20 protein-coding genes are annotated in these 18,931 nt (G+C 73.2%); 10 read left to right on the top strand and 10 right to left on the bottom strand.

The window, feature by feature from the left end:
- Positions 1–189 precede the first annotated feature (189 nt).
- From SOY78_RS01945 to SOY78_RS01930, 4 genes are read left to right on the top strand one after another with little or no spacing between them, the layout of a single operon-like run.
- Positions 190–984 carry a low molecular weight phosphatase family protein gene (locus SOY78_RS01945; protein ID WP_324701694.1) on the top strand — a complete coding sequence of 265 codons (795 nt, stop codon included), beginning with the start codon at positions 190–192 and terminating at the stop codon, positions 982–984.
- Between the two features lie 10 nt (positions 985–994).
- A complete protein-coding gene (locus SOY78_RS01940; RefSeq protein ID WP_002856860.1) occupies positions 995–1,375 on the top strand; it encodes a metal-sensitive transcriptional regulator in 381 nt (126 codons plus the stop codon).
- 41 nt (positions 1,376–1,416) lie between these two features.
- Positions 1,417–1,635 (top strand): heavy-metal-associated domain-containing protein, encoded by a 219-nt coding sequence (locus tag SOY78_RS01935; RefSeq protein ID WP_069941384.1) that lies wholly within the window; start codon positions 1,417–1,419, stop codon positions 1,633–1,635.
- Between the two features lie 3 nt (positions 1,636–1,638).
- Positions 1,639–4,110, top strand: coding sequence for a heavy metal translocating P-type ATPase (locus SOY78_RS01930; RefSeq protein ID WP_095347739.1), 2,472 nt, complete (start codon positions 1,639–1,641; stop codon positions 4,108–4,110).
- A gap of 49 nt (positions 4,111–4,159) precedes the next feature.
- Here the strand turns inward: SOY78_RS01930 and SOY78_RS01925 are convergent, their stop codons facing one another.
- Positions 4,160–4,573, bottom strand: coding sequence for a DUF4259 domain-containing protein (locus tag SOY78_RS01925; RefSeq protein ID WP_036384294.1), 414 nt, complete (start codon positions 4,571–4,573; stop codon positions 4,160–4,162).
- Between the two features lie 9 nt (positions 4,574–4,582).
- Positions 4,583–5,477 (bottom strand): IS5 family transposase gene (locus SOY78_RS01920; protein ID WP_119217202.1). Its coding sequence is split into 2 segments (ribosomal slippage): positions 4,583–5,119 and positions 5,121–5,477, totalling 894 coding nucleotides; the frame shifts between segments, so codons are not numbered across the junction.
- Between the two features lie 149 nt (positions 5,478–5,626).
- Here SOY78_RS01920 and SOY78_RS01915 point away from each other — a divergent pair.
- Positions 5,627–6,184, top strand: a complete 558-nt coding sequence (locus tag SOY78_RS01915) for an SRPBCC family protein (RefSeq protein ID WP_063189317.1) — start codon at positions 5,627–5,629, stop codon at positions 6,182–6,184.
- A 149-nt stretch (positions 6,185–6,333) separates the two neighbouring features.
- Here SOY78_RS01915 and SOY78_RS01910 read toward each other — a convergent pair whose 3' ends face one another.
- Positions 6,334–6,651, bottom strand: coding sequence for a putative quinol monooxygenase (locus SOY78_RS01910; RefSeq protein WP_095347676.1), 318 nt, complete (start codon positions 6,649–6,651; stop codon positions 6,334–6,336).
- A complete protein-coding gene (locus SOY78_RS01905) occupies positions 6,648–7,088 on the bottom strand; it encodes a hotdog fold thioesterase (protein WP_036316750.1) in 441 nt (146 codons plus the stop codon). The genes SOY78_RS01910 and SOY78_RS01905 overlap by 4 nt, the downstream gene beginning before the upstream one ends.
- Before the next feature lie 152 nt (positions 7,089–7,240).
- On the opposite strand from SOY78_RS01905, the gene SOY78_RS01900 reads away from it, so the two are divergent.
- Together SOY78_RS01900 and SOY78_RS01895 are read left to right on the top strand one after the other, a co-directional pair.
- The gene (locus tag SOY78_RS01900; RefSeq protein WP_324701479.1) at positions 7,241–8,248 is read left to right on the top strand and encodes an IS481 family transposase; all 1,008 of its coding nucleotides are present in this window, start codon (positions 7,241–7,243) and stop codon (positions 8,246–8,248) included.
- A gap of 9 nt (positions 8,249–8,257) precedes the next feature.
- Positions 8,258–9,160: an alpha/beta fold hydrolase gene (locus SOY78_RS01895; RefSeq protein ID WP_324701693.1), complete on the top strand. Its 903-nt coding sequence runs from the start codon at positions 8,258–8,260 to the stop codon at positions 9,158–9,160.
- Positions 9,161–9,314: 154 nt separating this feature from the next.
- Here SOY78_RS01895 and adhP read toward each other — a convergent pair whose 3' ends face one another.
- The 4 genes from adhP to SOY78_RS01875 form a co-directional block, all read right to left on the bottom strand.
- Positions 9,315–10,346 carry an alcohol dehydrogenase AdhP gene (adhP, locus tag SOY78_RS01890; protein WP_073117416.1) on the bottom strand — a complete coding sequence of 344 codons (1,032 nt, stop codon included), beginning with the start codon at positions 10,344–10,346 and terminating at the stop codon, positions 9,315–9,317.
- 53 nt (positions 10,347–10,399) lie between these two features.
- Entirely contained in the window at positions 10,400–11,923 is a 1,524-nt protein-coding gene (locus tag SOY78_RS01885) for an aldehyde dehydrogenase family protein (protein WP_041103406.1), read from the bottom strand.
- Positions 11,924–12,045: 122 nt separating this feature from the next.
- A complete protein-coding gene (locus SOY78_RS01880; protein WP_324701692.1) occupies positions 12,046–13,515 on the bottom strand; it encodes a helix-turn-helix domain-containing protein in 1,470 nt (489 codons plus the stop codon).
- A complete protein-coding gene (locus SOY78_RS01875) occupies positions 13,512–13,949 on the bottom strand; it encodes a DUF779 domain-containing protein (RefSeq protein ID WP_036339549.1) in 438 nt (145 codons plus the stop codon). The genes SOY78_RS01880 and SOY78_RS01875 overlap by 4 nt, the downstream gene beginning before the upstream one ends.
- 173 nt (positions 13,950–14,122) lie before the next feature.
- On the opposite strand from SOY78_RS01875, the gene SOY78_RS01870 reads away from it, so the two are divergent.
- Complete coding sequence (locus tag SOY78_RS01870) at positions 14,123–14,683, top strand: GNAT family N-acetyltransferase (RefSeq protein WP_317677100.1); 561 nt, start codon at positions 14,123–14,125, stop codon at positions 14,681–14,683.
- A gap of 37 nt (positions 14,684–14,720) precedes the next feature.
- On the opposite strand, the gene SOY78_RS01865 is transcribed toward SOY78_RS01870, so the two are convergent.
- Entirely contained in the window at positions 14,721–16,376 is a 1,656-nt protein-coding gene (locus tag SOY78_RS01865; RefSeq protein WP_324701691.1) for a thiamine pyrophosphate-dependent enzyme, read from the bottom strand.
- A 166-nt stretch (positions 16,377–16,542) separates the two neighbouring features.
- On the opposite strand from SOY78_RS01865, the gene SOY78_RS01860 reads away from it, so the two are divergent.
- Together SOY78_RS01860 and SOY78_RS01855 are read left to right on the top strand one after the other, a co-directional pair.
- Positions 16,543–17,304: a CGNR zinc finger domain-containing protein gene (locus tag SOY78_RS01860; protein WP_041103413.1), complete on the top strand. Its 762-nt coding sequence runs from the start codon at positions 16,543–16,545 to the stop codon at positions 17,302–17,304.
- Between the two features lie 96 nt (positions 17,305–17,400).
- Entirely contained in the window at positions 17,401–18,387 is a 987-nt protein-coding gene (locus tag SOY78_RS01855) for an L-lactate dehydrogenase (RefSeq protein WP_041103415.1), read from the top strand.
- Between the two features lie 10 nt (positions 18,388–18,397).
- Here SOY78_RS01855 and SOY78_RS01850 read toward each other — a convergent pair whose 3' ends face one another.
- The gene (locus SOY78_RS01850) at positions 18,398–18,799 is read right to left on the bottom strand and encodes a hypothetical protein (protein ID WP_036317513.1); all 402 of its coding nucleotides are present in this window, start codon (positions 18,797–18,799) and stop codon (positions 18,398–18,400) included.
- Positions 18,800–18,931: the final 132 nt, after the last annotated feature.

The following is an 18,931-nucleotide window of genomic DNA, read 5'->3' as shown; positions in this document are numbered from 1 at the left end:
TCTCTCCCACCTCGGCGGACCCCCGCTCCGGGCCCAGGCCTCGGCGGCCGCCCCGACGACGGCGGCGAGCGGCGTCGTCGTGCGCGGAGGGATCCCGTCAAGGCTTGCGCCGGCACACCCGACGTCGCAGGGTGGGGGCACCTGTTCACCTCGCGTTCAGCCGACCGCCTTCCCCGGAGGACTCGCACCATGGCCCCCATCCCCCCGGACCCCCACGCCGATCACGCACCGGCGGTGGACGACATGCCGCTGGACACGACGGCCGCGCCGGACATCCCCGCCGCGGTGCACCCCGTGCCGCACGGGATGGCCGCGCACGTGCTCGAGCGCGAGGTCGGGCCGCTGATGGCGCGCTTCCCCGGCGTGGCCGACGAGGCGACGGTGCGTCAGCTCCTGTTCGACTCCTACGCCGAGCTCGCCGAGACGAGCCGCCACCCGGAGATGCTGCCGACCACCTCGGTGCAGCATGCCGCCTCGCGCCTGCGCGCCAGGGCGATCAACCAGGGCAGCATCGAGTCCCGCCACCCGCGTGTGCTGTTCGTCTGCCACGGCAACGCCGGCCGCTCGCAGATGGCCGCGGCCCTGCTCGAGAACCGCACCCACGGCGAGGTCAGGGCCCGTTCGGCCAGCACGGAGCCCGCCGGCGAGGTCATCTCCACCGCGTTCGAGGCGATGAACGAGATCGGCATCCCGCTGCACCACACGTACACCAAGGGCCTGGACCCGGATGTGCTCCGGGCCGCCGAGATCGTGGTGCTCTTCGACGGCGCGGATTCGTTCGAGATCCCCGAGGGCGCACAGGTGCACAAGTGGTCCGTGCCGTCGATCCGCGGCATGAGCCTCGAGCAGGTGCGCGGCGTGCGCGACGCCCTGGACCTGGAGGTCCGCGGCCTGATCGCCGATCTGGGCGAAGCCGCCACCCCGCTGCCGGAGGAGGGCACCCGCGTCGGCCGACCCCTTGACCTATACCCCCCTGGGGTATAGAACAGGGGGTATGAGCACGGACAGCACGACGACGGCGCCCGCCGCCGCCTCGCCCCTTCCGTCCGCCGCGGCGGACGCCTGCGACGGCCACCGGCCCCCGCACGAGGTGCACCGGGACAAGGCGAAGCACCTCGCTCGACTGCGCCGCATCGAGGGGCAGGTGCGCGGCCTCCACCGCATGGTGGACGAGGACGTGTACTGCATCGACGTCCTCACGCAGGTCGCCGCCGTCACGAAGGCGCTGCAGTCCCTCAGCCTGAACCTCACCTCGGAGCACCTGCGTCACTGCGTGGCGGAGGCCGCGGTGCAGGCCGAGGCGGAAGGCCGCACCGAGCTCATCGACGAGAAGGTCGCCGAGGCGACGGCCGCCCTCGGCCGCCTGCTGCGCTGACCGGCGCCGTCGCCCACCCACCACCGCACGAGGAGCACGAGATGACCACCACCGACCTGAAGATCACCGGCATGACCTGCGGCCACTGCGTCGCCTCCGTCCAGGAGGAGCTCGGCGAGATCGCCGGCGTCTCCGCCGTGGACGTGGACCTGAACGCCGGGGGCGTCTCCACCGCCACCGTCACCTCCGAGGGCCCCCTCGACCCCGCCGCCGCGCGCGCCGCCGTCGAGGAGGCCGGCTACACGCTGGTGGGGGCCTGACCCATGACCCACCCCGCCTCCTCCACCCCGGCCGGCCCGCAAACCGAGACCACCCGCCGCGTCGACCTGGACGTCACCGGCATGACCTGCGCCTCGTGCGTGGGTCGCGTCGAGCGCAAGCTGGGCAAGCTCGAGGGCGTCACGGCGTCCGTGAACCTGCCGCTCGAACAGGCCACCGTCACCGCGCCCGCCGGCGTGTCGGACGAGGAGCTCGTGGCCGCCGTCGAGAAGGCCGGGTACGGCGCCACCGTGCGCCGTCCCGCCCCGCCGGCCGGACACGCCGGACACGCCGGGCACGCGCACACCTCCGAGCACGGCGAGGAGCACGGCGAGGAGCATGCCGCGGACCATGACGGCGTGGACCACCACGACCACATGGCCCACGGTCCGAGTGAGGACGTGCTCACACCGCGCCTGATCGGCGCGGCGGTGCTGACGGTGCCGCTCGTGCTGATCTCCATGGTCCCGGCGCTGCAGTTCCCGCACTGGGGCTGGGTCGCGTTCGCCCTGGCGGCGCCCGTGGCGCTGTGGGCGGCGTGGCCGTTCCACTCGGCGGCGTTCCGCGCGGCCCGGCACGGCTCGTCCACGATGGACACCCTCGTGTCCCTGGGCGTGCTCGTCTCCTTCTCCTTCTCGGCCGTGGAGCTGATCCTGGCGCCGGACATGACCGCCCACGTGGGCGGGACCATGGCGGAGATGGCCCACCACAGCCTGTACTTCGAGACGGCCGCGGTCATCACCACGTTCCTGCTGCTGGGCCGCTGGCTCGAGGCCCGCGCCAAGCGGGAGGCCGGCGCCGCGCTGCGGGCCCTCCTGGACCTGGGCGCGGCCCAGGCCACCCTCTACGACCCCGAGACCCACGACGAGCGCACGGTGCCCGCCGAGTCCCTCGCGCCGGGCGACGTCGTGCTGATCCGCCCCGGCGAGAAGGTGCCCACGGACGCCGAGGTGCTCGAGGGCACCTCGGCCGTGGACGCTTCCCTGCTCACCGGCGAGTCCGTGCCCGTGGAGGTCGGCCCCGGGGACGCCCTCACCGGCGCCACCCTGAACACCTCGGGCCGGCTCGTGGCCCGCGCGACGCGGGTCGGCTCGGACACGACGCTCGCCCAGATGGGGCGGCTCGTCTCCGAGGCGCAGACCGGCAAGGCGCGCGTGGCCCGGTTGGCCGACCGCATCTCCGCCGTGTTCGTGCCGATCGTGCTCGGGATCGCCGTGCTGACCTTCGCGGTGTGGATGATCGTGACCGGCGACCTGCCGTCCGCGCTGCGCGCCGGCGTGGCCGTGCTCGTGATCGCGTGCCCGTGCGCCCTCGGCCTGGCGACCCCGGTCGGCCTGCTGGCCGGCACCGGCCGCGCCGCGCAGCTGGGCATCCTCATCCGCGGCCCCGAGGTGCTCGAGGACTCGCGCACCGTGGACACGATCGTGCTGGACAAGACCGGCACCGTGACCGAGGGCCGCATGGCGCTGGCGGACGTGCTCGTCCTCGACCCCGCTTTCGTGGCCGAAACGGGCGCCTCCCGGAGCGCTTTCGTTGACGAAACGGCGCCGGACCAGGCCGCCGACGTCCTGCTGACCCTGGCGGCCGCCGTCGAGCGCGGGTCCGAGCACCCGATCGCCCGCGCGATCGTGGCCGGCGCCGAGGAGCGTGGCCTGACCGTGCCCGGCGTGGCGGACTTCGCCTCCACGGCCGGCGGCGGCGTGTCCGGGCTGGTCGCCCTCCCCCACGACGACGGCGCACCCGGCTCCGGCGCGCACGGCGCCGCCGGCCCGGATCCGGTCCGCGTGGCCGTCGGCCGCGGCTCCGTCCTCGAGACCGCCCTCGACGGCGGCATCCCCGCCGAGCACCGGGCCGCGTTCGAGGCCGCGGAGCAGGCCGGCGCCACGGCCGTGTGGGTCGCGGTCGGCGGCCGCGTGGCGGGCGTCCTGTCCGTCCGGGACACCGTGAAGGACACCTCCGCCGACGCGATCGCCCGCCTGCGGCAGATGGGCCTGCGCCCGCTGCTGGTGACCGGCGACAACGCCGCCGTCGCCGCCCAGGTGGCGGAGGCCGTCGGGATCCCGGCCGAGGACGTGGTGGCCGGCGTGCGCCCCGAGGACAAGGTGGACGTGGTGACGCGCCTGCAGTCCGAGGGCGCCGTGGTGGCCATGGTGGGCGACGGCGTCAACGACGCCCCGGCGCTCGCCGCGGCGGACATGGGCATCGCCATGGGCTCGGGGACGGACGTGGCCCGCGAGGCCGCGCAGATCACCGTGATGGGCGACGACCTGCACCAGGTGGTCCAGGCGCTCGACCTGAGCCGCCGCACCCTGGGGATCATCCGGATGAACCTGTTCTGGGCGTTCGCCTACAACGTGCTCGGCATCCCGGTCGCGGCCCTGGGCCTGCTCAACCCGATGATCGCCGGCGGCGCGATGGCGGCCTCGAGCGTGCTCGTGGTGCTGAACTCGCTGCGGCTCACCCGCTACGCGCGCTGAGCCGGGGCGGGGCTGGCCGGGCCGGGTCCACCCCGGACCGGCCGGCCGGTCAGGGCAGGCATTCGCGGGAGTACTCGAGCCACTGCTCGAGCTCGCCGGACTCCTCCCAGAGCTGGTAGAGCTCGGAGCAGGAGGGCTCGCGGATGACCACGCCGATCAGCTCGCGCAGGGTCTCGACGTCCTCGTCCGAGAACTGATCGATGAAGGCGGTGAGGTCCACCTCGTCCGTCTCCGCGTGCTCGAGCAGGGCCTCGAGGTCCGCGTGGTCCTCGTTCCGGGCGATCCGCACGAGCGCCCCGAGGGTGAGGAGTGCGGCGCCCTGGCTCGCGGTCAGGTGGCCCTCGTCCTCGTCGCGACGGAAGTTCCTGCGGAACTCGTCGAGGTCGAAGGTACCGTCGAGGACCTCGTCCACGATGTCCAGCGCCGTGTCGTTCTGGAAGACGTTTCTGCCCCATGCGCCCATGACCTGACCCTAGGGCATGTCTGACAATCGTTTTGACCATGCGATCACAGCATTCAGGACCACAGCGGCCCTGTAGATGATCGCGTACTTGTCATACCGGGTCGCCAGGCCCCGCCACTGCTTCAGGTGCGCGTACTGGCGCTCGATGACGTTGCGGCCCTTGTAGGCGGCCGCGTCGAGGCTGACGGGGCGCCCGCCGCGGGCACCGCGCCGTCTGCGGTGGCCCTGCTGGTCGGCCGGTTCGGGGATGACCGCTTTGATCCCACGGGCGCGTAGGTGGGTGCGGATCGCCCGGGAGGAGTACGCCTTATCGCCCAGCACGGCCTCGGGGCGGGTCCGGGGCCGCCCTACTGGCCGGGTCACGCGCAGCTGCTCCAGAAGAGGAAGCAGCATCGGGGAGTCCCCTGCCTGGCCGGGGGTGATCAGGCTGACCAGCGGCAGCCCGGTCCCATCGACGAGCTGATGGATCTTCGTGCTCAGCCCGCCACGGGAGCGCCCGATGCCGTGATCGGCCGGCTCCTCACGCGGATTCTTGTAGTTCGATCCATCCCCCTGTGTGGCGGGTGATGTTCGTCGCGTGCTGGTGGGCGCGGGCGATCGTGGAGTCCACCGAGACCGACCAATCGATCAGGCCTTCGGCGTCAGCGGCGGCGGTCAGCGTGGCCAGCACCGTGTCCCATGTGCCTTTTTCGGCCAAGCGCCGATGCCAGGTCCACACGGTCTGCCAGGGCCCGTAGACCTCGGGCAGATCCCTCCAAGCGATTCCGCACCGGTACCGGTAGATGATCGCCTCCACCATGGTGCGGGCGTCGGCGAACGGCCTGCCGGCGCGGCCGGTCCGGGTCGGGAGCATCGGGGCGATCAACTCCCATTGGGCGTCGGAGAGCATCTGGAACCGGGACATGTCCCCAGGGTCTCAGCTGACTCGTGCATCTATTCTCAGACACGCCCTAGGCCCGGGGCGGGCCCCCGGCAAGAGTGCTGTGGTGTCCCGCCGAGGGGGTGCCGTCGCCTCCACTTCCGGTGTCCGCGGCGGTTCCTAGACTGGGCGGCATGAACACCGAGCCGACCCCCTCGTCCGCCACCCCCGAGACCGAGTCCGCCGCCGCGCCGTCGTCGTCCGGGCTGCCGCAGGCCGCCCCGCAGGCGGCGTGGCCCGAGCGCGTGGAGACCGGCGAGCACCAGGTGTCCTACCGGGCCACCGTGGCCGCGCCGGCGCACGAGCTGTGGGCGATGCTCGCGGACCCGCACCGCCATCACGAGGCGGACGGGTCCGGGACCGTGCGGCCGAAGGTGAGCGGGCCGCACCGGCTGGCCGTGGGCGACCGGTTCCGCGTGGCCATGCGGAAGTACGGGGTGCCGTACACGATGACGCTGACCGCCACCGCCGTGGACGAGGACGAGCTCGTGGAGTGGGCCCACCCGGGCGGACACCGGTGGCGCTGGGCGTTCCAGGACAACGGGGACGGCACCACCGAGGTCACCGAGACCTTCGACTACTCGTGGGCCCGGCCGGCCGTGCGCCGTGCGTACGAGCTGCTGCGGGTGCCGGCGGACAACGGGAGGGGCATCCAGTCGAGCCTCACGCGGTTGGCCGGCCGTCACCTCTGAACCGACCCCGTCTCCGTCCGCACTTTCGTTCGGGAAACGGCGGCGTGTCGGGCACTTTCGTTCGGGAAACGGTCGGCCCTCGCGCCGTTTCTCGAACGAAAACGCGCCGGGGACCGCCGTTTCCCGAACGAAAACGGGGGGTGCGGGGGTCAGACGGCGGACCAGTGGGTCGCGGCCGGCGGCTGCGCCAGGTGCGGGGTGACGAGCGCACGCCACGCGAGGAACGCGTCGGACTCGCGGAAGGCCACGGTGTGGTCCTCGAGCGTGCGCCAGCCGATCAGCAGCCGGTAGCGCGCCGGGTCCTCCACCTGCCGGGACAGTGCGAAGGACGTCGCGCCCCCGTCCCGGAACAGCGGCTCGGCCTCGGCGACGGCGGCCTCGAACGCCGCCTCCGCCCCCGCGGCCACGTGCAGCTCCACCGACTCGATGACCGGACCGGCCGTCGTCGCGCCCTGCCCGGCGCTCACGCGTGCACCCGCGGGCTCGTGGAGTGGCCGGTGAACCAGGCTGCGAGCTGGCCGTCCGCCTCGATGCCGACCTCGATCATGCGGTCGCGACCGAACTCCACCGACTGGCGGGCGGTCGCCACGAGGTGCGCGCCGAGCCTGGCGGGCGCCACGTAGGTGATCTCGGCGCGCCGGGTGACGGGGGCGGCGCCGAAGGTCGCCACGCAGTACGCCAGCGCCGAGTCCGCGAGGTGGAACAGGAAGCCGCCGTGGCAGATCTCGTGGGAGTTCACCATGTCCGCGGTGACGTCGCGGTGCAGCACCACGCGGCCCTCGGCCACCTCGCCGAGGGTGACGCCGTGCTCGCGCACCGCGGGGTCGTTCGCGTAGATCTCCTCGAGGCGGGCGAGGATCTCGTCCCGGCTCTGGCCGGACGAGCTCTGGGGGGTCTCAGTCATGGGCCCATTGTGTCGCAGGTCGCGCCGCCCCGCGCCTAGGTGTTGTGGGTCATGAGGTTCTTGACATCCGTACCGGGCTGAGATGAGACGAGTGGGCCTCTCCCGCAGGATGGAAGTTCCTCAACAACCCACCTGCCAGAAGAGACCCACTCATGACTCACGCTAACGCACCCCTGACTCCCACCGGCCGTCTCAGGATGGTCCACCGCCACCTGCACGACGGGATCCCGCAGGCGCACGTGGCCGCCGAGTTCCGGGTGAGCCGGCCCACGGTGGCCACCTGGGTGGCCCGCTACCGCGCCGAGGGCGAGGCCGGGCTGCTCGACCGGCCCAGCCGTCCGCGCCGTTCACCTGCCCAGCTCGACCCCGAGGTGGTGGCCCAGATCCAGACCCTGCGTCGCAGGGAGAAGTGGTCAGCCCGCCGCATCCATCACCACCTCGTCTCTGAAGGCCACCAGCTGTGCCTGCGCACTGTGGGCAGGTGGCTGCACCGACTGGGCATCTCCCGGTTGCCAGACCTCGCGCCCACGGGTGAGGACCTGCGCCAACGACCCCAGAAGATCACCGCCCGCGGCCCGGGGCACATGGTGCACCTGGACGTGAAGAAGATCGGGAAGATCCCTGACGGGGGCGGCTGGCGTGCTCACGGACGTGAAAGTGAAGCAGGCCGTGCTTCCAAGCGTGGTGCCGGCCGGCGGGTCGGGTACACCTATCTGCACTCGGCGATCGACGGGTTCACCCGCCTGGCGTACACCGAGGCGTTGGAGGACGAGCGGGCGGCCACGACCGTGAGCTTCTACTGCCGGGCGAGGGCGTTCTTCGCCGCCCACGGCATCACCGTGGACCGGGTGATCACGGACAACGGAAACAACTACCGGGCTGCGGACTTCACCGCCAAGGTGGTCTCGCTCGGGGGCCGGCACCACCGGATCCGCCCCTACACCCCGCGCCATAACGGGAAGGTCGAACGCTACAACCGGCTGATGGTCGATGAGGTCCTCTACGCCCGCCCGTATACCTCAGAGACAGCTCGGCGTGAGGCGCTGGCCGTGTGGGTGAACCACTACAACTACCATCGGCCTCATACCTCCTGCGGGGACGCCCCTCCGGCCTCGTTGGCACCGGCCCGAGTCAACAACGTCATGCCCTCCTACACCTAGGGTGGCGGCGTGACGCAGACCACCTCCACCCCCGCGCGCCTCCGCGCCCGCGACGGCTTCGTGCTCGCGGCCCGCCACTTCGCCCCCACGACGGCGCCCCAGGCCCGGCCCGCCGGCGCGGTGGTGATCGCCCCCGCGACCGGGGTGAAGGCCACGTACTACCGGCGCTACGCCGAGTTCCTCGCCGGCCACGGGTTCCACGCGGTCACGTTCGACTACCGGGGTGTCGGGGAGTCCCGCGAGCCGTTCGCCGTGGCGCGGCGGGCGCGGTGGGCGGACTGGGGCGCCCTCGACGCGGACGCCGTGCTCGGCTGGGCCCGGACGCGCCTGCCCGGCCCCCTCCTGACGGTGGGCCACAGCTTCGGCGGGTTCGGCGTCGGGCTCGCGGACGAGGCGCGTCACGTGGCCCGGCACGTGGCCGTCGGCGGGCAGCACGCCCACTGGCGGGACTACCGGGCGCGGCCGGGGAGGGCGCGGATGTGGGCGCGCTGGCACGCGGCGATGCCGGCGATCACGCTGGCCCGCGGGCACTTCCCGGGGCGGCGGCTCGGCTGGCTCGAGGACCTGCCGCGCGGGGTCGCCCTGGACTGGGCGCGCAGTCGCCGCGACTTCACCGCGAGCGCCCGCACCACCGCCGGCCGGGACGAGCTGCGCCGTCGTCTGGCCGCGTTCACGGCGGACGCGCTGATCGTGGCGCCCGTCGACGACAACTTCGGCACCGAAGCCGCCCTCGACCGCGCGGACGCCTACTCGCCGGGTCGGCGGACGGTGCGCTGGCGGGTGCGGCCGGAGGAGCTCGGTGTCGCGGAGATCGGGCACTTCGGACTGTTCCACGCGCGGTTCGCGCCGACCTTCTGGCCGGCCACGCTGGAGTGGCTGCGCGACGGGGTCGCCCCGGACGCGGCCCGCTGAGGCTCGGGCGTCGGGCGCGCTGCGGCCCGCCCCGTCCCCGCGACGACGACGGCGGCCGCCCCGGCCCGGATCTCCGGGTGGGACGACCGCCGTCGCACTGGTGCGCGTGATGTGCCGATACTACCCCGCGCCCAGCCGACGCCCAGGCGACACGTCAGTCCTGCATCGCGTAGTCGATCACGACGCGGCCCTCGATCTTGCCGTGGCGCATCTCGTCGAACACGTCGTTGATCTCGGTGAGCGGACGGGTGTGGAACGTCGGGTGGATCTTCCCGGCCGCGTAGAACTCGAGTGCCTCGACCATGTCCTGCCGGGTGCCCACGATCGAACCGCGGATGGTCAGGCCCTTGAGGACGATGTCGAAGATCGGCGCGGGGAAGTCGCCCGGGGGCAGGCCGTTGAACACGATGGTGCCGCCGCGGCGGGTCATCGCGATGGCCTGGCCGAACGCCTGGGGGTGCACGGCCGTGACGAGCACACCGTGGGCGCCGCCGATCTTCTCCTGGATCTCCACGGAGGGGTCCGCGACGTTCGCGTTCACGGTCAGCTCCGCGCCGTGCCGAGAGGCGAGCGCCAGCTTGTCGTCCGCGACGTCCACGGCCACCACGCGCATGCCCATCGCCACGGCGTACTGCACCGCGATGTGCCCCAGGCCGCCGATGCCGGAGATCACGACCCACTGCCCGGGCCGCACCTCGGTCTGCTTCAGCCCCTTGTACACCGTGACGCCGGCGCACAGGATCGGGCCGACCTCCATCGGGTCCGCGCCCTCGGGGATCACGGGCGCGTAGCGGGCATCCACGAGCATGTACTCACCGAACGAACCGTCCACGGAGTAGCCGCCGTTGACCTGCTCCTCGCACAGGGTCTCCCACCCGGTGCGGCAGTACTGGCAGTGGCCGCACGCTCGCCACAGCCACGCGTTGCCGACCATGTCCCCGACCTTGAGGTTCTCGACGTCGGGTCCGACCTCCTCGACGATGCCCACGCCCTCGTGGCCCGGGATGAACGGCGGGGTCGGCTTCACCGGCCAGTCGCCCTCCATCGCGTGCAGGTCCGTGTGACAGACGCCCGAGGAGATGAGCTTCACGAGCGCTTCGTGCTGGCCGGGCGTCGGACGCTCGACCTCCGTGACGTCGGCCTCTGTGCCGAACTGGGTGACGACGGCTGCCTTCATCGTGGTCATGGGGGATCACCTTTCGTGGAGTGGGGAGGGGGTCGTGCCGTGCCGGCGTCGGCTCAGAAGAACCCGAGCTTGTCCTCGGAGTAGGAGACGAGCAGGTTCTTGGTCTGCTGGTAGTGGTCGAGCATCATCAGGTGGTTCTCACGGCCGATGCCGGAGGACTTGTACCCACCGAACGCGGCGTGGGCCGGGTAGGCGTGGTAGTTGTTCACCCACACGCGGCCGGCCTGGATCGCCCGGCCCGCGCGGTAGGCGGTGTTGCCGTTCCGGGACCACACGCCGGCGCCGAGACCGTAGAGCGTGTCGTTGGCGATCCGCATGGCGTCGTCGAAGTCGGTGAACGTGGTCGTCGAGACCACCGGCCCGAAGATCTCCTCCTGGAAGATGCGCATCGAGTTGTCCCCGCGGAAGATCGTGGGCTGCACGTAGTAGCCGCCGGCCAGCTCGCCCTCCATCTCGGCGCGAGCGCCGCCGATGAGCACCTCGGCGCCCTCCTGACGGCCGATGTCCAGGTAGGACGTGATCTTCTCGAGCTGGTCGTTGGAGGCCTGGGCGCCCATCATCACGTCCGTGTCGAGGGGGTTGCCGGTGACGATGCGCGAGGTCCGCTCCACGACGGCGTCGAGGAACTTCTCCGCGATCGACTCCTGCACAAGCGCACGCGACGGGCACGTGCAGACCTCGCCCTGGTTCAGCGCGAACAGGGTGAAGCCCTCCTGTGCCTTGTCCCAGTAGGCGTCGTCGTTCGCCATGACGTCCTCGAAGAACACGTTGGGCGACTTGCCGCCCAGCTCCAGGGTCACCGGGATGATGTTCTCCGAGGCGTACTGCATGATCAGCCGGCCCGTCGTCGTCTCGCCCGTGAACGCGATCTTGCGGATGCGCGGCGACTGCGCGAGCGGCTTGCCGGCCTCGAGGCCGAAGCCGTTGACCACGTTGACGACGCCGGCCGGCAGCAGGTCCGCGATCAGCTCGATGAACACCATGATCGAGGCCGGGGTCTGCTCGGCGGGCTTGATCACGACGGCGTTGCCCGCGGCCAGCGCGGGCGCCAGCTTCCACACCCCCATCAGCAGCGGGAAGTTCCACGGGATGATCTGGCCGACCACGCCGAGCGGCTCGTGGAAGTGGTAGGCGACGGTGTCCTCATCCACCTGGGACAGGCGGCCCTCCTGCGCGCGGATCGCGCCCGCGAAGTACCGGAAGTGGTCGATGGCCAGCGGGACGTCCGCGTTGAGGGTCTCCCGGACGGCCTTGCCGTTGTCCCACGTCTCCGCGACCGCCAGCATCTCGAGGTTCTCCTCCATGCGGTCCGCGATGCGGTGCAGCACGAGCGCCCGCTCGGCCGGCGAGGTGGCGCCCCAGGCCGGGGCGGCCTTCCAGGCGGCGTCGAGGGCGGCGTCGATGTCCTCGGCCGTGCCGCGGGCGACCTCGCAGAACACCTTGCCCGTCACGGGCGTGACGTTCTCGAAGTACTGGCCCTTGACCGGGGGTGTCCACTCTCCGCCGATGAAGTGCTCGTAGCGGGACTTGAACTCGACCTTGGCTCCCTCGGTGCCCGGGAATGCGTAGACGGTCATGGTGCTGGCTCCTTTGCCTGCGGTTGCCTCGGCGCCGGGTGGCGCCCTGCCGTGGCTGTGACCCTAGTCACAGGGAGGTTGCACGAAGGTTGCAGCCGGGCGCGGGTGAGGGGCGGGCCGGCTCAGGCCAGGTCCCGCTCGATCCGCTCGAGCGTGGCCACGGCGAGCGCGCGCCGCGGCGAGTCCGTCGGCAGCAGACGCAGGGCGGCGCCCCAGAGCTCGACGTCGTCGCGGGCCTCGGGGCGGCCCAGGTAAGCCCAGAGCTGGTCGACATCTGCGTCCTGGGCGACGGCCTCGCGCAGCGCCTCCCCCAGCTCCGCGCGGATCGAGGCGACACCGGGGGACGCCGACCGCGGCAGCACCGGCCCAACCGCCGCGTGCAGCGCACGGTCCAGATCCCCGGCGCGCAGCGCCTCCCGCGCGCACAGCAGGTCCGCGTGCACCTCCCCCACGAGCCGGTACGGCCGGGACAGCAGCTCCACCGGCGCCCCCACGTCCCGCAGCGCCCGGCGGAGTCGATGCACCTCGGCGCGCAGCGAGATGGCGCGGGCGGGGGCGTCGCCCGGCGCGGACCGGGGCCCGGCCGTCTCCTCCGGATACAGCGCGACCTCGAGCTCGGCGCCGGTCAGGCCCGGGCCGTGCCACGCGAGGAGGGTGAGGATCTCGGCGTGCCGGCCGGTGAGCTCGACCCCGTCCAGCGTGGGCGGCAGGTGGCCGGTGACGCGCAGCAGGCCCGCGGCCTCGTCGTGGCGGTGCGGCGCGCCGGCGGGGCTCGGCCCCGGCGAGGCGGACGGCGGAGCCGAGGGGCCCGGCGTCGGGACGGTGCCGCGGGGACGGCCCCGGGACGGGGCGGGCAGGTCCCGCCAGGCGGCGTGCACGGCGTCCACGGTGGACAGGAGCAGAGGCAGGGCGAGGTGGCTGACGGCGTCCTCGCCACCCGTGAGGTCCAGGACCCCGACGAGCCGCCCGGTGGCCGGGTCCGTGAGCGGGACGGCCGAACAGCTCCACGGGTGCACGCGCGGGCTCAGGTGCTCGCCGCGGCTGACCTGCGTGGGGGCGCCGGTCGCGAGGACGATGCCGGGGGCGGAGGTGCCCATGGACGCCTCGGACCAGTCGGCGCCGGCCACGAAGCCCATGGTCTCGGCGTGGCGCACCGCAGTCCGGTCGCCCTCGACCCACAGCAGGTGGCCGCGCGCGTTGCCGATCGCGGCGAGCATCCCGGCCTCGGCCGCGGGCTGGATGAGCATGCGGCGGACCACCGGCAGGGCCACGGCGAGACGCTGCTCGCGGCGGGCGGCGGCGAGGTTGTCGTCGGCGAGGGTGGCCGGGTCGGTCTGGCCGGGCACCGCGGGCGCGGCCGCGGAAGCTCCTGCGTCGAGGGCCGACCCCGCCGGGGTGAGGGCGCCGAGGGAGCGCAGCCAGGACTCGCGGACCTCCCGCCGCAGCCCCTGGAGGGCGGCGCGCAGGCCCTGGTCCGCGCCGGTCGGAGCGGTGGACGACGACGGCGCGAGCGACAGGCGGACCGAGTCGAGGGACTCGTGGGCCCGGTCCACGGCGCGTCGGTAGGCGCCGGTGGCGAGGGTCGAGCTCATCCCGAGCCGGCCATCAACCGCGAACGGATCAGGAACCGCTTGCCTTCGGGCACCTCGACGGAGAAGCCGGAGCCGCGCCCGTCCACCACGTCCAGGGTGAGGTGGGTGTGCTTCCAGTACTCGAACTGGGCGGCGGACATCCAGAACGGGATCTCCACGGCGGCCTGGTCCCCCTCGGCCGGCAGGGCGAAGGTGCCCAGCAGGACGTCGGCGGCGCCGGTCGTGAAGTCGCCGGCGGGATAGCACATGGGCGCGGAGCCGTCGCAGCAGCCGCCGGACTGGTGGAACATGAGCGGGCCATGGATCGGGAGGAGTCGGCGGATCAGCTCGAGCGCCGCGGGCGTCATGGCGACGCGGGACACGGTCTCGCCCGGCATCTCGGGGCGAGCCTCGAGCGCGGGCGCATGCTCCGCCGACGAGGACGGCACGGTCATCGCGGCCTCCTGGGGATGGGCGATCGTCGGTCCCCCCACCCTAGCCTGCAACGTGATCCACGTCACCCCACCTGGCGTCGTGGGGGGGCGCGGGGGGTGGAGAGGGGACGAGGGCTGGGGCGGCGGGCGGCTCACGCGGCCGCGCCCGGCGTCCACCCTCGTACACTCGGCACATGCTCCCCGACCCCAGCCCCACCGTCACCGTGGACGGCCTCCTGCTGCGCCCGCTGCGCGCCGCGGACGAGATCGCGGCGCGCGAGGCGGACGCCGAACTGCATCGGGAGGGGTTCGACTTCCTGATGGCCGGCACCCGCTCCTTCCCCGCGGTCCGCCGCGCGTTCGCCGCCGAGGCGCGCGGCGACGTCGAGCCCGGCCGAGTGCCCGCGTCCTTCTACGTGGGCGTGGACGAGAACGGCGAGCTGGTGGGCCGGGTGTCCGTGCGGTGGGAGCTGAACGAAGCGCTGCGGCACGTCAACGGGCACGTGGGCTACGCGGTGCGCCCCGCGTTCCGGCGGCGGGGGCACGCCGTGCGCCTGCTGCGGGGCGCGCTGACGCTGCTGGCCGCGCACGGGGTGTCCACCGCCCTGCTCACGTGCGACGAGACGAACACCGCCTCCGTGGCCACGATCCGTGCGTGCGGGGGCGTGCTGCGGGACCGGGTCGAGGCGGGCCTCGACGGTGCGCCCTTTCCCGAACCGAAGCTGCGCTTCGACGTCCCCACGACGGCGGCCTGACCGGAGGGACGGCGCGGACCGCGTCGCGCCGCCGGCCTCAGTAGGCCTTGACGCGCTGCTCCACGATCAGGTGGATGAGCGCGAACCGGCCCTCCTCCTGGACGGCCTTGAGCGCCGCGTCCACGGCCGCCGGCACGTCCGCGTCCCGCTCCACGCGCACCCCGAAGCCGCCGAACGCCTGGGCCATGGCGGCGAAGTCGGGGTTCTTCAGCTGGGTGCCGGAGACGCGCCCGGGGTACTGGCGCTCCTGGTGGGTGCGGATGGTGCCGTACTCCTGGTTGTCCATGACGATCACGAGGGGCGTGGCGCCGTACTGCGCGGCGGTCGCCAGCTCCTGGCCGTTCATGAGGAACTCGCCGTCGCCGGCGATGGTCACCACGGTGCGGTCCGGGAAGTTCAGGGACGCGGCCACGGCACCCGGCACCGAGTAGCCCATGGAGCCGTTGCGGGCCGAGATCATGGAGCGATAGCCCTCGGTCGGGAAGTACCGGTGCGCCCAGTTGGTGTGCTCGCCCGCGCCGAGGGAGATCATCGAGTCCTTCGGCAGCTTCGGCACCAGGTTGGCCATGAGCGTGGCCATCTTCGCCTGGCCCTCGGACGGCTCGGCCGGGGGCAGGGCCGCGAACTTCTCCTGCTCGCCGCGCATGCGGGAGGTCCACTCCTCCCACTCCGGCTTGACCTCGAGCTCCATGCGGACGAGGTCGCGGATGAACCCGTCCGGCTTGGCCACGATCTGGTGGGACACGGGGCCGGAGCGGCCGCGCAGGGACGGGTCGATGGTGACCAGGAAGTTCTTCTTGTCCCAGTTCTGGCGGATGGTGAAGCCATTGGTCACGACGTCGCCCGGCACGGTGCCGACGAACACGATGAGGTCGGTCTCCTCGAGCAGGTTGTAGGTCGGCTTCGGGCGGCCGTAGCCGATCGGGCCCACGTAGGACGGCGAGGAGAACGGCACGGTGCCCTCGGTGCGCCACTCGGCGGCGGCGGGGATCTTGTGCTCCTCGAGCCACGTCGTCAGGGTCTGCGCACCCTCGTCCGTCCAGTTGTTGCCACCGGTGATGAACAGCGGCTTGCGGGACTCCTTGAGCGCGGCGTGCAGGGACTTCCAGTCCTCCACGGTCATGCCGCCCGGGGCCACGGGGATCTGCGGGTGCAGGTGCGCATCGATCTCCTCACGGATCACGTCCTCCGGCAGGCCGACGACGACGGGCCCGGGCCGGCCCGAGCTGGCGGCGAACATGGCCTCGGCCACGATCTCGGAGGCGCGCTCCGGGTGGTCCAGGACCATCACGCGCTTCGCACCGGTGCCGAACCAGGCGTGCGGGTCGAACTCCTGGAAGGCCTCGCGGCCGCGGTGCTCGAACGGGATCAGGCCGACGAACAGGACGAGCGCCGTCGAGTCCTGCCACGCGGTGTGCAGGCCGACGTGGGCGTTCGCGGCGCCCGGGCCGCGCGTCACCATGGCGACGCCAGGGACCACGTTCATCTTGCCGTCGGCCTCGGCCATGTACGTGGCGCCGCCCTCGTGGCGGCACACCACGTTCTCGATGCCCGAGTCGTGCAGGCCGTCCAGGACGTCCAGGTAGGACTCGCCCGGCACGGAGTAGACGCGCTTCACGCCGTGGGACTCGAGGGTCTTGACGATGACGTGCCCGGCGGAGAGGCGACCGGTCGCCTGGGAGGTCTGGGACATGGAGGTCTCCTGTGCTGGTTCGGGGGCCCTCCGGCCCCGTGGGTGCACCCCGCCGCGCAGACGGGGCCCGTGGGGGTCAGGGTACTGGACGGGAAGGCGCCGGAGGCGACCCGATACGCGGCGTGAAGCCGGTGACGGGCGGACGGGCCCGCCGTACGATTTCCCCATGCTCTCCGCGCCGACGCTCACCCGCCTCGCCTCCCTCGCCGCGTTCCTGAACACCGCCCCCGGCCTGCGGGGCGGTCAGCCGGCCGACGAGCGGTTCACCGCCGCCACGCAGCTGCCCTCCCTCGTCCCTGAACTCCAGGAGGACGAGGTCCGCCTCCGCCTGGCCGCCGCCGCGGCCGTGCGCGGCCGCGAGCTCCGCGGCCGTCTGGCCGAGGTCTGGGCCCTCGCCGCCGTGGACGAGGCGGCCGCCGTGGAGCGCGTGAACGCCCTCCTCGCCGCGGCCGGGCCGCTGCGGCTGACGGCCGGGGGCGACGTCGTCGGGCTGGCCCCGGCACAGGTCCCCGCCGACGCGGTCGAGCGGCTGGCCGCGATGGCCGCCCTCGCGCTGGCGGAGACCGCGATGGACGGCGAGCTGACCCGCCTGCGCGTGTGCGAGGGCGAGGACTGCGAGAACGCGCTCGTGGACGCCAGCCGGAACCGGTCCAAGCGCTTCTGCGACGAGGCCAACTGCGCCAACCGCACCCACGTGCGCTCCTACCGGGCACGCCTGGCCGAGGCGGCGGAGGCCGCACCCGCGACGGATCCGGCCGGGCCGGCCGGGCCGGAGGAGGCGGAGGCGCCGGAGGCCGTCGTGGACTCCGAGGCCGCCGCCGACGAGCCCCGCCGGGAGACCGAGAAGGAGAAGAAGGAGCGCAAGAAGGCGGAGAAGAAGGCGGAGAAGAAGGCCCGCAAGAAGAAGTCGGACAAGAAGAAGGACTGACCCGGCCCTGCCCGCCAGGTGACCCGGCGCTGAACATCGGGGGACGGGGCGGCCTCTGGTTCCGTCGGCCGGCCGGGCACCCCTAGCCTGCGCGGCATGAGCGAGCACACCCCCGTCCACTCCCCCTCGTCCCTCGGACCCGCCCACCGCAAGGTCGGCGTCGTGGGGGCCGGCGGCGTCGGCACGGCGATCTGCTACGCGGCGCTGATCCGCGGCGTCGCCCGCGAGGTCGCCCTCTACGACATCGACGAGCCCAAGGTCCGCGCCGAGGTCCTCGACCTGGCCCACGGCACCCCGTTCACCTCTGCGTCCGCGATGACCGGCGGCGCGGACCCGGACGTCCTGGCCGGCTGCGAGGTCGTGGTGATCACGGCCGGCGCCAAGCAGAGGCCGGGGCAGACCCGCCTCGACCTCGGCGCGCACAACGTGGAGATCCTGCGCGGTCTGCTGCCCCAGGTGCAGGCGCACGCGCCGGACGCGCTGGTCGTGCTCGTCACCAATCCCGTGGACGTCCTCACGCTGGTGGCCCAGCGCCTCACCGGTCTGCCTGCCGGCCGGGTGATCGGCTCGGGCACCCTCCTGGACACGTCCCGCCTGCGGTGGCTGCTGGCGTCGCGGGCGCAGGTCCACGCGTCGTCGGTGCACGCGGCCATCCTCGGCGAGCACGGGGACACGGAGTTCCCCGCGTGGAGCTCGGCGCGCATCGGCCCGACGCCCCTCCTCGAGTGGCCGACGCCGGCCGACCCGCTGTTCACCCGCGCCGACCTGGACGAAGTCGCGGACACCGTGGTCAACGCGGCCTACGAGGTGATCCAGGGCAAGGGCGCCACCACGTACGCGGTCGGCGTGGCCACGACCCGCCTGCTCGAGGCGATCCTGCGCGACCAGCACGCCATCCTGCCGGTCTCCACCGTGCTCGACGGCGTCCACGGGCTCTCGGGGGTCGCGCTGTCCATGCCGTCCGTGGTGGGGCGCGACGGCGTCACGCGCGTGATCGAGCCGGAACTGGACGCGGCGGAGATGCGGGCGTTGCACGCCTCGGCGGACGCGCTGCGTCGGGAGGCGCGCAGCCTCGGGTTCTGAGGCGCCGGCCTCAGGCGCGCGGGGCGTCGCCTCCGGTGCCGCCCTGCGCGCGGCGCTCGGCGGCGGCCTGGGCGCGGCGGTCGGCGGCGGTCTTGCGGAACATCTCCTCGGAGGAGCGGTTGACGCCGGAGCCCTGGGAGAGGTGGTCCGGGTTCTCACGGGCGGCGAGCTGCAGCATGGCCACCACCACGAGCGAGGTCGTGAAGAAGACGCCGAAGGCGATCAGCGCGATGTCGATGCGCAGCGGATTCTGCGTGCCGCCGGAGGCCGTGATGCCGGCGATCACCCCACCGACCACGCCGAGCACGGCGGAGAAGACCAGCGGGCCCTTGACCGTGGTGCGCAGACCGCCGCGTGCCGGGCGGCCGGATCCGGCGCGATCGGCGGACGGGCGGGGGGACGGTGCGCTCACGGCGGGACTCCTGACGGCTGGGGGCGGCTGGGGCGGCACGGCCCGCACAGGCGCTCGGGGCTGAGGCCTTCGGGGCGCGGCGGACCGGAGCCAGTCTACGCGTCCGGCCGGCGGGTGGCCCCGCGGGGCCCC

The organism is Micrococcus sp. HOU01 (assembly GCF_035609305.1).
GTDB lineage: Bacteria > Actinomycetota > Actinomycetes > Actinomycetales > Micrococcaceae > Micrococcus > Micrococcus luteus.
The sequence above is the reverse complement of the archived record's forward strand: the minus strand, read 5'-3'. Positions and strand labels throughout refer to the sequence as shown.